Origin of the sequence: Kocuria marina (genome assembly GCA_014652975.1) — a bacterium.
GTDB classification, from domain to species: domain Bacteria; phylum Actinomycetota; class Actinomycetes; order Actinomycetales; family Micrococcaceae; genus Kocuria; species Kocuria marina.
Genome location: BMZV01000008.1, coordinates 1 through 13,350, shown reverse-complemented (window position 1 = coordinate 13,350; position 13,350 = coordinate 1). Strand labels below are relative to the sequence as shown.

Genomic DNA, 13,350 nt, shown 5'->3' with positions numbered 1-13,350 from the left:
TCTTGACGTCTTGACTACATGACGTCAACATGTCAAACTGTCAGGACGGCAAGACGTCTTGACATTCAGACGCCATAAGCACGGGAGGCCACATGAAAATTGCTCTGTTGAACTCGAAAGGTGGATGCGGCAAAACCACGTCCGCCATGTTCTTGGCCCAGGTGGCCGCCAATCGCGGGCACGTGGCCGAAGTGTGGGACAGCGACCCACAGGCATCAGCGACGAGGTGGGCAGAAGCCGCCGATCTACCCTTCGACGTGGTGCCCGCCAACATCGCAACGATGCGACGGCCGGTAAGCGACAAGTACGTTTTCATCGACACCCCACCCGGCAACCCGCAAATCTTGACGGCAGCCGCCGAAGCCGCCGATCTGGTCATCATCCCCACGATGGCCTCGATGTCGGACATGGATCGAACATGGGCAACCATCGACGCGCTTACCGGCGTGGCACCGGTTGCCGTGTTGGTCACATCGGCGGAGACCAGCACGCGCGCGTACCGCGGTCTTGTGGAAACGCTGGAAGCCGCAGAAATTCCCGTGCTGCCGCCGATCCGCAAGAGGTCCACGTTCCGGGAAGCATGGGGTCAAATACCCTCACACCTTTGGGGCTACACCGCTGTACTGACCACGATTGAGGAGGCACTGACCGCATGAGCGACTTCAAGGAGCGCCTAGCTGCTCAGAGAAAGCAGAAGCCAGCAGTCGAGGGGCTGGATCAGACATTCCAGAAACCCACTGACGACCGGGCCCGTTTGACCATTCGACTGCCCCAGGAGACTTACAAGCAGCTCCAGCGTGCCACCGTCGAGATGGACACCAAAGTAAACCCCGTCGTAGTCGCAGCCATAGAGCGCGTGCTTCGGGAATATGAGGAGTCAGGCCGTCTAGACATTTAGACGTCTAGACGTCTAGATGTCAAAGTAGGTGAGGAGGGTCCGGCAGCCGGACCCCCCTCACTATGTGCGCGAGAACCTGTAGGGGAAGCTCACCTTCGCTGTCCGTCGTCCTGACGCGGAATTGTATGTGCCCGTTCCACGGCGTCAAGGGCGCCTACGGCGTCGCTACGCGATGCGCTGCGCGCACCCTTGACCCCGCTCCACTAAACACATCCTGCTTCCAGCTATCAGGACGACGGGCCAGGCTACACGGATGGTCCCCACAGGTCAGAGCCCCGGAACCGTCCCGGAGTAGGGGGCACGAGCGGAGAAAATCATCAGCAAAAACCTTCCTAGTCTACTTGTGTCTAGCGTTGAATGCGAGTAAACTAAAGAGTGTTCAGGCGGGAGGAACAACCCGCCACACCAATCGGAAGGACGGCAGGCAATGACCACCAAGACCCAGACCGCGAAGAAGCAGCCCACCAAGAAGCAGCAGGAGCGCAGGGAAGCGGCAGCGGCCAAGCGCAAAGAGGTCACCGAGAAGGCCGCCCAGGTGGCCGAGCTGATCGAGACCGACCCCGCCACGGCCAAGCGGTTCGCGGCATTCGCGGCTCGGATGCCCAGCTACAGCCCCAAGAATCAGGAGCTGATCTTTTCCCAGTTCGAGGGGGCGACCCAGTGCGCCGGATTCAACAAGTGGAAGGAGTTGGGGCGATCTGTCCGCAAGGGTGAGCGGTCCATCAAGATCATGGCCCCGACCGAGCGCACCAAGAAGGACGACGACGGAAACCCGGTGATCGACCCCAAGACCGGCAAGCCCGAGAAGGAAGTGGCGTTCATCGTGGTGAGCGTGTTCGACGTGAGCCAGACGGACGAAATCACCGCCTAGTCTGACGGTCAGCGGCCGGGGGAGTGATCCCCCGGCCGTTTTTCATGCCGGAACCAGTCCGAAAATCCGCGCGGAAATGTAGCCGATCCGCTTGTGTCTAACGTTGAACGCAGGTAAACTAAAGAGTGTTCAGGCGGGAGGAACAGCCCGCCACACCAACCGGAAGGACACGGGCCATGAACACCGAGACCACCACCGAGACGATGCTCGTTTTCGTGTGCGAGTGCTGCGCGCTCATGCTGACCAACGGCGACGACTCCGAGTGCCGCGACTACTACCGCCACGGACACATCGACTGTGATCTAGGAGCCGGAGCCGTGATGACCGGCGAGCAGGTGGAGACCCCCGCGCCCACCACCTGCGACGGATGCCACCAGCGGCTAGGAGCCCTGGCGACCATGTACCAGGTCAGCGCGCCGGCCGAGTAAGAGCGGCCACGACAGGCGGCCGGGGGAGCGATCCCCCGGCCGCTTCTGTATGTACGGCAACCCAGCAAACCGGCACACCGTATCGCCGTAAACCCGGCCCAAAAAAGTCCCCACCCGGCTTGTGTCTAGCGTTGAACGCGAATAAACTAAAGAGTGTTCAGGCGGGAGGAACAACCCGCCACCACTACCGGAAGGACTAAGCATCATGGCAGCACTGACCATCACCCACAACCGCGAGGCCGGAACGCTCATCGAGGGCACCGAGCGCGGAGACGGCACCGCCGAGATTTTGAAGGCCCAGGGCTGGCGCTGGGGTCGATCCATTGGCGCGTGGTACGTCCCGCAGAGCCGGGACCGGAACCTCAAAACCTGGATCACCGGACGCACGCAGAAGGCCCTAGAGGCCGCAGGGCACGAGGTGGCCCTAGAGGCCGACGACACCGCCCGGCCCGTGGCCGAGGTCGAGGCTGACCGCGCAGCCCGGCAGGAGGCCCGCGCTGAGGCCCTGGCACAGAAGGCGCAGCGCAAGGCCACACGCGCGGCCGACGCCCAGTACGCCGCCGACGCGGCAGCGGCCCGACTGCCCGAAGGTGGGGAGCCCATCAAGGTGGGCCACCACTCAGAGACCCGCCACCGCAACGCTATTGACCGGGCATGGAACGCCCAGGGACGCGCGATCCGAGCCGACGAGGACGCCACCGAGGCGCAGCGCCGCGCGAGTGCCGCCACGAACACCACAGCCCACCGCTACAGCCCCGCGACCGTGGCCGGACGCATCGACCGCCTAGAGGCCGAAGGCCGCAAGCTGGCGCGGCAGCTCAACGGCTACACCGCCGACCGGGGCACCCCCTACGCCGAGGCGATCCCCGCCGCGACCGGCCGACGTCGCGAGGCGATCCAGGCCGACGCCACCGAGAACGCCGACGCGCTGGCGTACTGGCGCGGCGTGCGCGCCCAGCAGCTCGCCGCCGGTGAGGCCGCCGACTACAGCCGCGAGACCATTCACGCCGGGGACCGGATCAAGGTGGGCGGCACCTGGTGGACCGTGGCACGGGTCAACGCCAAGACCTGCACCCTGTATTTCGACGCAGAGCGCAAGATCACGAGCAGCTATCGCGCCCCCTACGGCAAGATCACCAGCCACCAGCCCGCGAGCAAGTAGCGGAGCAGCATGAGCGGCCGGGGGAGCGATCCTCCGGCCGCTTCTGTATGTACGGCAACCCAGCAAACCGGCAAACCGTATCGCCGTAAACCCGGCCCAAAAAAGTCCCCCGCCCGGCTTGTGTCTAACGTTGAACGCGAGTAAACTAAAGAGTGTTCAGGCGGGAGGAACAACCCGCCACACCAACCGGAAGGACAGGGACCATGAGCGAATACCTCGCAGACACCTACCAGAACGCTTTTCAGCTCGGGGAGGCAGCACTGAAAAACGGCCACGGCCTCACCATCGACACGGACGCGGGGGTGAATACCTACTGGGGTCCCGACCTCGCCCGGTTCATGGACGAGCTCGCCCCCGGTGAACCCTTCGGGATTGTGGCCGTCGTGCCGATGCCCGAGGCACCGGAGGACGAACCGGCGTGCGCGTGGACGATCACCCGCGATCACCTGGCCGACGCCGACCAGACCGGCAGCAAGTGGACTTACGGCCCGGGCGAGGTATCCGAGCGACAGGCGGCCATGCTCACCGCTGGCGCGCCCCTGGTGGACGGCTACGAGCGCCACACGTTCCGCATGTACGACGATGACGGCGAGCTGTATTACACCGGCCGCGCCGTGTTCCGCGTGGAAGAAGGCCCGTTCTTTGAGGACGTGCTGCTCGCCCCGCTGGTGGACTTCGGCACCCCCGACGCCGGAGCCGTGCGGATCACCTGGCACGGTCACCCCGACTGGGAGTGCTCCTAAGCACCCGAGCACCTGAGACCCCGACCCACGCGGCCGGCGATCCCCTTCCACGGGGAGCGGATCGGCGGCCGCCGACCCGCAGCCGGCGGAATCCGCCGGCCGAACCGAACAGGACCACGACATGATCCCCGAAATGCTGTCCAACCTGGACAAACGAGAGATTTGCGCCGACCACCTGGGCAACCTCCGCGCGCTACAGCGCCGCGCAGCGCGAACCCCGCTCGCCCCGTACCTGGCAGAGATTCCGCGATGCCTAGTGCTGCCCACCGATCCGCGTCACGGTGACCCGCAGCTGACCAAGGCCACGGCCCTAGAGGTCGCAGGAGCCGCCACGCGCGCCGCTGGCCGCATGGAATCCTTCGAGCACGTAGACATGGCCCTAGAGCTGTCCAAGGCCGCTATGCGCGCCTACGAGGCCGCGTGCGACTTGCTGAGCACGCATCCCGGAACCACACCCGCAGAATGAAAATGCCCCCCGGCCGCTGGCGGATGCCAGGAACAATGGGCCGGGAGGCCACACCGAAAGGACGATGCAATGCCCAAGACTATCCCGCGCGGCGCGCACCTGCACGGACTGAAAGAAGCCGCCGCCGTGGTCGGCATGACGCCCCAAGGCTTCATCAAGGCCGGAACACCCGAGCCAGACGTGTGGATCAACGACACGCGAGGATGGACCACGGAGACCCTGCACGAGTGGCAGCGCACCCGCCCGCGTGCCCGCCGTCAGCTCACGGACGAGCTGCGCGCGCGTATCCTCGCGATGCGCGAGGAGGGGCACAGCATCGCGGAGACCGCCGCCGCGTGCGAGGTGAGCAAATCCACCGTGGCGCGCGTGCGCGCCGAGGCTCGCGGGTGAGCGCCTACTACGCCCGCCTATCTCGCATAGCAATGCGGAACCACGGCTTGAACTCCGAGCACCACGCGCAGCTCGCACGGTGGGCGCAGTACGCCGCCGCCCACAGTTATACCAATCGCGGTGTGCTGGTCACCGGAGACGGCCGCCTCCACGCCGAGACGATCCGCCCGCCACGGCCGACACCGGACCCCCTGGCCCGACAGACCGAGCGCCCGCCGGTCCCGCCATGGCAGATCAACGCCCACACGTGGCGCGGACCGGGGGAGGCACCGGCCCCGCCCGGCGCGATCAGTGAGGCCCTGGACATCATCAAGGCAGCCACCGGCCTACCTGTGGCCCACGTCCTTGCCTGGGAGGTCTGCACGGGCTGGGCGGGCTCCGACGTGGAGCAAAACCCATCACCGTAGGGACATTCCGCACCCCCACGTTATGCACCGGATTTTGCTACCCCTTGGGTGGGCCGACCCGACCCCGGAGACTAATCCGGCAAGATGTAGGCAACGTTGTGCGCCACCCCGCTGTGCTCCGAGTTTTGCTGCAGGGGTCCCACCTGAGAGGCCGACTCCGGCTGTAGGCTGTGGCCGTGAACGGCGGGGCCTTCACAGCGCTATCTGGGGCGCACCCACCACCACCACACCTCAGGCTGCGATCTTGGTAGTGGTAACCCAGCCGGGAACCCACGACCCGACTGGGGGGTGCGGATGGCCCAAGACGCCTCGGATCTGATCAAGGAGCGCGCAGAGCACGACGGCGTCGCCCGGGCGGTAATCGAGAACGCCATGCGCGCCTACGCCCAGCAGGACACTGTTGCGACGACCAGTTGAATACGTCCTTCAGACACCACTTATATGATGACAAAGTATTCATTTGCCCCCCCCGCCCCCCCCGCATCACGGGCCTGGCGTCAGCGCCATGGCGAGCCGCGCCGTTCAGGAGACCCCCCCTTTGACGAACATCCTCGACAACCTCCAAGACGAGACCCGCATGGGCTTGAGGTTGCAAGAAGTTTTCCAGGAATACCGCTCTATGGATGTGGCGGTGGGGTACTTCAATCTGCGCGGCTGGGAACTGTTCGATGCACAGGTTCGATCCAAGGAGGCCGCCAGCGCTCAGTTTCCCGTCGCCCGGGTGCTGATCGGGATGGTCATGCCCGGAGACCATAAACAGACCCTGGAAGTCCTGCAGCGGACAGTGGACGGGGTCGAGGACACCGAGGCTGATCGCACCCGCGCCAAGGAACGGCGCCAGGAATTGGTGAGCTACCTGCGGGAGCAGCTCATGCACGGAATGCCGACACAGAGGGACCGTGACACCCTGCAGTCCCTGCATGAGCTCGTGGAGTCCGGGGCTGTGGAGCTGAGGGTTTTTACCCGCCGTCCTCTGCACGGCAAGACCTACATCTTCCACCGGGAGGATGCCACCAGCCGGCATTTCGGGTTCGTGGGTTCCTCCAACCTGACCCGTCCCGGGTTGATGACCAACCTAGAGCTGAACACGGAAGTTGAACAGCAACACCCTGCCGGCCAGCTTGCCCAGTGGTTCCAGGACCTGTGGGAGGACCGGTTCACCCTGGCGATCCGCGACGAGCTGCTGGAGCTGCTGGAGGAATCGTGGGCCTCTCCGCTGATCCGCTCCCCATACGAGGTGTACCTCAAGGTCTGTCACGATCTCTCCCGGGATGTGCGCGAGGGGCTGGATGGGTATGTGCTCACCGGGCCCATCGCTGGCCAGCTGCTGGAGTACCAGGCCACCGCGGTGAAGACCCTGGCCCGACGGGTTATGGCCCACCGCGGCACGATGCTGGGCGATGTGGTGGGTCTGGGCAAGACGCTGACAGCGATCGCGGTCGCCCAAGTGCTGCGGGACGAGCACGGGTACCAGCCGCTGGTGGTGTGCCCGAAAAACCTGCAAAACATGTGGGAACGCCACATGGAGGCCTACGACCTGCACGGTCGGGTGGTGCCCTACTCGATGGTCCACCGGGTGCTACCGGAACTGCGGCGCTACCCGTTCGTGGTGGTGGATGAGTCCCACACGCTGCGCAACGAGAACACCCGCGCCTATCAGGCCGTGCATGACTATATCCGTGTCAACGACTCCAAGGTGCTGCTGCTGACAGCCACTCCGTACAACCTGCGGTTCACCGATGTGGCCAACCAATTGGGCTTGTACATCGACGAGGACGAAGATCTAGGCATCGCCCCGGTCAACGCCCTGGCGGATAACCCGCACTTGGCCGAGAACCTCGAGTTCGGACAAACCACTTTGGCCGCCTTCCGGAAATCCGAACACCCCGATGACTGGAAACGCCTGATGGGGGAAAATCTGGTGCGCCGCACCCGCTCCTTCATCCGCGACAACTACGCCGCAACGGATGATGCCGGTCGGCAACATCTGACCTTTTCCAACGGGGAACGCTTCACCTTCCCCGACCGTCGAGCGATCCCGGTAGATCACGAGTTCACCGCCGACGACCCAGCGGCGAAGATGGTCGACGACACTACTCTGGACGCGATCCAGGAACTGCAGCTGCCGCGCTACGATCTGGCCGCTTACCTGGCACCGGTGGCTGCAGGGATGATGACCGAAGATGAACGAGCCCTAGTGGAGGACCTGCAACGCTCCCGTGGGCAGGTCGCCGGGTTCGTGCGTACCAACTTCTACAAGCGCCTGTCCTCCTGCGGGCACTCCTTCATCCTGTCGCTGCAGCGCCACCTATCTCGCAACCGGTTGTTCCTCCACGCTATTGATGGGGACTTGCCTCTACCGGCCGGCACGATCGACGCCAACGTTCTCCAAGGCGACACGGACGCCGAAGTAGAGCATGAGAGTGCGACGTCCTTGCGGCTCGGCGGGCAGCTGACCGAACCGGCTCAGGACTACGCCCAGCTCGAGCAGAAGAACCCAAGGTCGGTGCGGTGGATTCGCCCGCAGCTATTCACTTCCCAGCTGCGCCGGGATTTGGTGGCTGATGTTGAGGTCATCGAAGGTTTGCTGGGTGATTACGGGGCCTGGAGCCCGGAAAGAGACTCGAAATTGACAGGGCTGCTGCGCCTGGTGCAGCAGGAACACCCTGATGAGAAGGTGTTGGTGTTCACCGAATACAAGGACACCGCCAACTATGTCGCTGCCGCCCTTCAGGAGCTCGGTGTCGAGCAGGTCGATGTCGCAACCGGTGAGGTAGAGGATCCGACGGCACTGGCGCGCCGGTTCTCCCCGAAGTCGAATTCCAGGCTCATTGCCACCGACGAGCCCCTAACCCCGCAGGACGAATTGCGGGTACTGGTGGCCACCGATGTGCTCTCCGAGGGCCAGAACCTCCAAGATGCTCATGTGGTCGTCAACTACGACCTGCCCTGGGCGATCATCAAACTCATCCAACGCGCCGGCCGTGTGGACCGGGTGGGCCAGGAAGCGGAAGAGGTGCTGATCTACACAATCAGCCACGGCAGCGTGGAAGACGTGCTGAACCTGCGCACCCGCATCCAACACCGTCTGGCCGAGAACGCCAGCGCTTTCGGCTCCGACGAACGGTTCTTCGGATCCGAGGGGGAGGTGCGGGTGATCCAGGACCTCTATGACGGCACCCTGGCGGATACCGAAGACCAGGAGGACGTCGACGCCTCCTCCCTGGCCTTCGAGATCTGGCGCCGAGCTACCCAGGACGACCCGGCCCTGGCCGAGCACATCGCCGGGCTGCCGGACATGATCGATGCCACCCGCACCCCCCGCCTCCAGGAGCAGGAAGGGGTGGCCTGCTACGTTCGCACCGAATCCGGCAACGAAGGTTTCGCCTACGCCCACCCCGACGGGTCAAAACGTCTGCTCACCGGCCACGAAGCCCTGCGCGCCTTTGAGGCCGCCCCAGGCCAACCTGGCTTGGAACGCCGCAGCGACCACGACGAGTTGGTCGAGGCCATGGTTCGAGGCCCGCTAAAGGAATCCGAGAACACCGCTGGACGGCTGCGGGGTGAACGCAAGATCATCTGGCACCGCCTCGGGGAGACCTTGCACGACTACGATTCGGTCACCGATAAGGCTGTCTCCTCCATCTACAAGGCTCCCTTAACGGTCACCGCCACCCGCCGGCTGCGCCAAGCACGACGTGCCAGCGCCACGGACGAGGACCTGCTAGCAATCATCCGCCGGCTGCATCAGGACAATGACCTCACCATCAGCACCAAGACCGGGAGCGATCCGATTCGGATTGTCTCCACCATGGGAGTCAGCGCATGAGCACTATTCTCGACCTCGTCGACCGGCAAGAGTTCACCACGCTCTTCGTCGAAGAACTCGGCTGGGACCGCCCAGATATCCACAAGACCTGGACCCCTCCCACGGCAGGGGAGGACTACACACTCACCCAAGTGGCCTCCTTTAGCGGCCTACGCGTCTGGCACTGCCTAAAGCTTCCGAGCCGCTCTGTGCAACGCAGCATCGACAACGAGCTGAGCAAGACCAACGCCGAACGCCTGGTCATCTTCTCCGACGGCACCCGTCAGGAGTGGCGCTGGCCTCGCCACCGCCAGCTCGGGGGCATCAACGCCAAGCTCATGGTCCACCCCCACACCGTGGGCGAACCCGACCACAATCTGGAGAGCCGGCTCAAAGCCATCGAGCTGGATATCGACGACGACATCACTCTCACGCAACTGCTGACCCGCATGCGGATGGCTTTTGATGTCGAGTCCGAGACCGCCTCCCAACAGGCAGCACGTCTGATGGGCACCCTCTACGAACACCTCAGCGCCGCCGGGATGGAACCTGCTCAGGCCACCTTGCTACTGAGCCGGCTGCTGTTCCTGTTCTTCGGGGACGACACCGACATGTGGCGCCCCAACGCCTTCCGCGACTGGATTACCGAACACGTTTCAGCCGGCCAGGTCAGCGTCAAGTTACGAGAGTTGTTCGACGTCCTCGACAACCCACAGGCAGACAACGGCACCGCTAACGCCAAGGCCTGGGCACTTGACGAGCAGTACCGTGGGTTCCGCTACGTCAATGGCGGTCTGTTCACCGAAACGCTGAGCATTCCCCCGCTGGATGACACATTCCGGGACAAGATCCTGGAGGCCTGCAAGTTCGACTGGTCGGTCATCTCCCCTGCAGTCTTCGGCTCTATGTTTCAAACCGTCAAGGATGCCGCAGCACGACGCGAGCTCGGCGAGCATTACACTACCGAGACCAACATCCAGCGCCTGATACGGCCCTTGTTCCTCGATGAGCTCGAAGAACGTCTTGACCGTGCCTGGGACAATAAGGCCGAGCTCACCAAGCTCCACAAGCACCTCGGCGAACTGCGCTTTATGGACCCAGCCTGTGGTTGTGGGAACTTTCTCGTCGTCACCTACCGTGAACTCCGTGCTCTGGAGCTTCGCCTTCTCAAACGGCGTGAAGAGCTTGATGTTCTTGATACCGGTGCTAAGCGAAACTTCGAACGGGACCGCGCTCAGGCGGCGATCCATTTCAAAGGAGCCACCGAGGTCAAAGTGAGCCTTGATCACTTCTATGGCATTGAAATCGAAGACTGGCCAGCCCGCATTGCTCAGACCGCTATGTTGTTGGTCGACCATCAAGCCAACCAAGCTATGGCCGAAGAATTTGGTACGGCTCCTGCAAAACTTCCTATCAAGGTCAGTGCCGTAATCGTGCGTGTTAATGCGCTCCGCGTTGAGTGGAAACAAATACTGCCAGCATCAAAAAACACTTATATATTTGGCAATCCTCCTTTTCTTGGGCACACCACTCGAACCAAGGAGCAATCCGAAGATCTGCGTCAGGTTTGGAGAACGAAAACCCCAGGCCGGCTAGACTATGTTACCGGATGGTACCGCAAAACTGTAGACTACTACCAGGGAATAGACGGGGGGCGTTGGGCATTTGTTTCGACAAACTCTATTGTTCAAGGTGACCAGCCCGCTCGTATTTTCCGACCCCTCTTCGACGGGGGTTGGCGTATCCGTTTTGCGCATCGTACTTTCGCCTGGACGTCTGAGGCCGTCGGGGCCGCAGCGGTGCACTGCGTAATTATCGGTTTTGATAAAAACAAATCCCCTGCGCCGCGACTGTTTAATTATGAAGATCCCCGAGGTGTACCGATAGAGACGCCTGCGCATTTTATTAACGGATACTTAGTGGATGGTCCAAATGTTTTGGTCAGTGGCCGCGCGACACCGCTTTCTCCCCAGTTGCCCGAGGTCGTGTATGGGTCGCTACCCGCTGACGGGGGAAATTTAATTGTTACCGCCGAGGAGTATGCCGAGGTGATGGCGGACCCCTATATGGCGCAGTACGTGCGCCCATACGTGGGCGCCAGAGAGATGCTCCAGGACAAGGAGCGGTGGTGTCTCTGGCTCGCTGACTGTGATCCGACCGAGTTTACTGGATCACCGGGGCTATGGGCCCGTTTGGAAGGCGTGCGGCGTATGCGTGAGGCGAGCCCTCTGGAATCCACTCGGCAAATGGCCAGCGCGCCCCATCTGTTTTATTTTAATGGACATCCGGAGCAGCCCTATTTGTGTATCCCCAGCGCTGTCTCGGAGAACCGCCCGTACTTCATTTCAGCTCGGATGCCCGCAAATGTGATAAGCAGTAATGCCAATTCTACTGCTGTAGACCCTGATGGCTTTGCTTTTGCGCTCATTAGTTCTTCTATGTTCATCACATGGCAACGAACTGTGGGGGGGCGACTCAAATCCGACTTGCGCTTCTCAAAGAAACTGTCCTGGAACACATTGCCCCTGCCGCTCGTAAGTAACAGCTTGCGAGAAGAAATTATCACTGCAGGAAGGGCGGTTATCGCTGCACGCCAGTTGCACCCGGAACGTTCATTGGCGGCTGCGTATACCCCTCACGCGATGGATCCTGAGCTGGTGTTAGCCCATAAAGAATTGGATGTCGTCGTTGACCGCGCTTTTGGGGCAGGAAAGACATGCGCCAACGAAAAAGAACGCCAGGAGATTCTTTTTGCCCGCTATGCCGAACTGACCTCCGTTGAGAACGTTAAATCTTGAGTTATCAACCGCTATTGGAAGTTAGTAGGGTGCCCAATGTCAGGAAGTTCGATGGTGCTCATCGACCGCTATGACTCCCCGCGCAACGTTTCCCGTCCCGCCGTCGGTCAAGTTCAGGTCTCTATGGCGGCGATGTGCCCGGCGGCCACCAGCACCAGCTGCGTGCACAGCGGCTGTCCTAAGGCCTCAGTCGCCGCAATTCCTGACGCCGCCGTGGCCACCGTGGTCACGTGCTCTTCGAAGACGCTGATGCCTTCGGCAGTGTAGGGCTCCAGCTCTCGCGATAGATGTGGCGTGGTGAAGGCGCTGATACTGGTCTCAGGAAGATGTAGATCTTCCTCCTCTGGGCTAGTTGAAAAGTTGTCCGACGGTGTGGGCGCTGGAATTGGCTAGGCGTCGGCGGGAGTGGTCGTAGCGGCGTGTGGTGCGCGGGTCCGCATGACCCAGGGAGTCCTGGAGGTGGTGCAAGGGCACCCCGAGGTCCAGGGCGAGAGTGGCGTGGGTGTGGCGCAGCACGTGGGAAGACATGGGTTTGGTGATCCCCGCGCGGGTGGCCAAGCGGGTGAGAGTGGTGTGGACGTTGGTCCTGGCCCAGGGCGCCCCGGTGCGAGTGGTGAAGATCAACCGGTCTGCCTCGTGCCCGGTGGCCACGTCGGCGCCCATGATCCCAACGAGCCCGTAGAGCGCGGTGGCGGTGTGTTCGGGCAGTGCAACCACGGCTTTTTTGCCGCCTTTGCGGCGGATGACCAGCCGGTCCCGGAACAGTCCGGCCTCCGTGGCAGTCAGCGCCTCAGAGATTCGCATCCCGGTCGAGAGCAGCAGGTCCACCAGGGCGTAGGACCTGGGGGAGTTGGCAGCCGCGGCGTCGAGCAGACGCATGGCTTCGCGTCTCGTCAGCGCTGCGGTGGTGGTGTGGTCCTGGTCCACCGCCGGCCGTGCCACGTGCTGGGCCGGGTTCTTGGCCACCGCGTCGACGGTGAGTGCGTAGGTATAGAACGCGGAGACCGCGGCCAGCCGGCGGGCCACGGTGGTGTCCGCGTCCCCGGCTGCCGTACGCGCCCGGGAGAAGACATCAAGGTGGGCGCGAGTGGCGGCCAATAGGTCGAGGCCGCCGGCGTCGAGGAACTCACAGAACAGTCGCGCGTCCCGAGTGTAGGAGGCTCGGGTGTTCGGTGAGGGGTAGGACGCCACCCACGCACCGAGCAGCCCCGCATGGACCGCAGCGTTCGTCGTACCAGGGTCATGGGCGGTGAGCTGGGCGGTGTCGGACATGGTGGCCACCCTACCGGCCTATCCATGACATAACGGATATTATGTTATGTATGCAGCCTCTGTTCCGAGGCACCTGTGTTCACGGCTGCGGGGACCACTGGTGACCG

Annotated in this window: 13 protein-coding genes; 12 read left to right on the top strand and 1 reads right to left on the bottom strand. The window is 63.0% G+C overall.

Annotation, left to right across the window (positions count from 1 at the left end):
* The first annotated feature begins 92 nt into the window (after positions 1-92).
* The 12 genes from IE157_RS12325 (at position 93) to IE157_RS12275 (ending at position 11,971) form a co-directional block, all read left to right on the top strand.
* Positions 93-656 (top strand): ParA family protein, encoded by a 564-nt coding sequence (locus tag IE157_RS12325; protein ID WP_193520119.1) that lies wholly within the window; start codon positions 93-95, stop codon positions 654-656.
* Entirely contained in the window at positions 653-898 is a 246-nt protein-coding gene (locus tag IE157_RS12320) for a hypothetical protein (protein WP_035965079.1), read from the top strand. Before IE157_RS12325 ends, IE157_RS12320 begins: the two co-directional genes overlap by 4 nt.
* A gap of 427 nt (positions 899-1,325) precedes the next feature.
* Positions 1,326-1,769 (top strand): ArdC family protein, encoded by a 444-nt coding sequence (locus tag IE157_RS12315; RefSeq protein WP_193520118.1) that lies wholly within the window; start codon positions 1,326-1,328, stop codon positions 1,767-1,769.
* 176 nt (positions 1,770-1,945) lie between these two features.
* Positions 1,946-2,197, top strand: a complete 252-nt coding sequence (locus IE157_RS12310; protein ID WP_193520117.1) for a hypothetical protein — start codon at positions 1,946-1,948, stop codon at positions 2,195-2,197.
* 205 nt (positions 2,198-2,402) lie between these two features.
* A complete protein-coding gene (locus IE157_RS12305) occupies positions 2,403-3,359 on the top strand; it encodes a DUF3560 domain-containing protein (protein ID WP_193520116.1) in 957 nt (318 codons plus the stop codon).
* A gap of 203 nt (positions 3,360-3,562) precedes the next feature.
* Positions 3,563-4,102, top strand: a complete 540-nt coding sequence (locus IE157_RS12300; RefSeq protein ID WP_193520115.1) for a hypothetical protein — start codon at positions 3,563-3,565, stop codon at positions 4,100-4,102.
* A gap of 121 nt (positions 4,103-4,223) precedes the next feature.
* Entirely contained in the window at positions 4,224-4,568 is a 345-nt protein-coding gene (locus IE157_RS12295) for a hypothetical protein (protein WP_193520114.1), read from the top strand.
* A gap of 69 nt (positions 4,569-4,637) precedes the next feature.
* The gene (locus IE157_RS12290) at positions 4,638-4,958 is read left to right on the top strand and encodes a helix-turn-helix domain-containing protein (RefSeq protein ID WP_193520113.1); all 321 of its coding nucleotides are present in this window, start codon (positions 4,638-4,640) and stop codon (positions 4,956-4,958) included.
* 47 nt (positions 4,959-5,005) lie between these two features.
* Entirely contained in the window at positions 5,006-5,365 is a 360-nt protein-coding gene (locus tag IE157_RS12285) for a hypothetical protein (protein WP_193520112.1), read from the top strand.
* Positions 5,366-5,659: 294 nt separating this feature from the next.
* Positions 5,660-5,782, top strand: coding sequence for a hypothetical protein (locus tag IE157_RS13020; protein WP_318281480.1), 123 nt, complete (start codon positions 5,660-5,662; stop codon positions 5,780-5,782).
* 121 nt (positions 5,783-5,903) lie between these two features.
* Positions 5,904-9,194: a helicase-related protein gene (locus tag IE157_RS12280; RefSeq protein WP_318281479.1), complete on the top strand. Its 3,291-nt coding sequence runs from the start codon at positions 5,904-5,906 to the stop codon at positions 9,192-9,194.
* The gene (locus tag IE157_RS12275; RefSeq protein ID WP_193520111.1) at positions 9,191-11,971 is read left to right on the top strand and encodes a class I SAM-dependent DNA methyltransferase; all 2,781 of its coding nucleotides are present in this window, start codon (positions 9,191-9,193) and stop codon (positions 11,969-11,971) included. The genes IE157_RS12280 and IE157_RS12275 overlap by 4 nt, the downstream gene beginning before the upstream one ends.
* A gap of 348 nt (positions 11,972-12,319) precedes the next feature.
* Here IE157_RS12275 and IE157_RS12270 read toward each other — a convergent pair whose 3' ends face one another.
* On the bottom strand, positions 12,320-13,243 hold the full coding sequence (locus tag IE157_RS12270; protein WP_193520110.1) for a tyrosine-type recombinase/integrase: 924 nt from the start codon (positions 13,241-13,243) through the stop codon (positions 12,320-12,322).
* Positions 13,244-13,350: the final 107 nt, after the last annotated feature.

What these genes read in the sequence shown, in the direction of transcription:
- IE157_RS12290 (WP_193520113.1), top strand. Translation starts at nt 4,638, where the DNA reads ATGCCCAAGACTATCCCGCGCGGCGCGCACCTGCACGGACTGAAAGAA.
- IE157_RS12275 (WP_193520111.1), top strand. Translation starts at nt 9,191, where the DNA reads ATGAGCACTATTCTCGACCTCGTCGACCGGCAAGAGTTCACCACGCTC.
- IE157_RS12270 (WP_193520110.1), bottom strand. Translation starts at nt 13,243, where the DNA reads ATGTCCGACACCGCCCAGCTCACCGCCCATGACCCTGGTACGACGAAC.
- IE157_RS12310 (WP_193520117.1), top strand. Translation starts at nt 1,946, where the DNA reads ATGAACACCGAGACCACCACCGAGACGATGCTCGTTTTCGTGTGCGAG.
- IE157_RS12300 (WP_193520115.1), top strand. Translation starts at nt 3,563, where the DNA reads ATGAGCGAATACCTCGCAGACACCTACCAGAACGCTTTTCAGCTCGGG.
- IE157_RS12295 (WP_193520114.1), top strand. Translation starts at nt 4,224, where the DNA reads ATGATCCCCGAAATGCTGTCCAACCTGGACAAACGAGAGATTTGCGCC.
- IE157_RS12320 (WP_035965079.1), top strand. Translation starts at nt 653, where the DNA reads ATGAGCGACTTCAAGGAGCGCCTAGCTGCTCAGAGAAAGCAGAAGCCA.
- IE157_RS13020 (WP_318281480.1), top strand. Translation starts at nt 5,660, where the DNA reads ATGGCCCAAGACGCCTCGGATCTGATCAAGGAGCGCGCAGAGCACGAC.
- IE157_RS12315 (WP_193520118.1), top strand. Translation starts at nt 1,326, where the DNA reads ATGACCACCAAGACCCAGACCGCGAAGAAGCAGCCCACCAAGAAGCAG.
- IE157_RS12325 (WP_193520119.1), top strand. Translation starts at nt 93, where the DNA reads ATGAAAATTGCTCTGTTGAACTCGAAAGGTGGATGCGGCAAAACCACG.
- IE157_RS12305 (WP_193520116.1), top strand. Translation starts at nt 2,403, where the DNA reads ATGGCAGCACTGACCATCACCCACAACCGCGAGGCCGGAACGCTCATC.